At 63.1% G+C, this 412-nt stretch carries 1 pseudogene; it reads right to left on the reverse strand.

Going from position 1 to position 412, the window contains the following annotated elements:
• Window positions 1-168: 168 nt before the first annotated feature.
• Window positions 169-412 (reverse strand): annotated as a pseudogene (locus tag C503_RS47340) (ISAs1 family transposase); the annotation flags it as partial.

A 412-nucleotide genomic window follows, 5' to 3' on the forward strand; every position in this document is an offset into this window, starting at 1 on the left:
GCCGACACCCGCATTATCCAGGAAACCGCTACCTGCATTGCCAATGACCGCGAAACTTTCGTCGTTATTGGCATTCCGCAAGACATTCTCGGCACCATCGGCGCCTGCGCCGATCGGCCCCCGCGCAGCCCCCACCACTCCCGGCAGGGGGTCGGCAAAGTCGTTTTGTTAGTGGGTGGGGATTCCGAGCAGTGTGAGTGGTCGGTGTGGGTTGCGGCTCATGTGGCGTAGGCCTTGGGCGATGTTGTTCCATCCGTGGTGGCGCAGGGTGTTGATGGCGAGGTTGCGGAGGCTGGCCATGACGCGGGGTGCGTTGCCGGTGCGGACGTGGGATGCGTCTTCGGTGTAGGTGACGTCGCGGACCCAGTGGAGTCGGTTTTCGATGTGCCAGTGGTTGCGGATGTAGGTGGCG

The organism is Actinokineospora enzanensis DSM 44649 (assembly GCF_000374445.1).
In the GTDB taxonomy this organism is placed as follows: Bacteria; Actinomycetota; Actinomycetes; order Mycobacteriales; family Pseudonocardiaceae; genus Actinokineospora; species Actinokineospora enzanensis.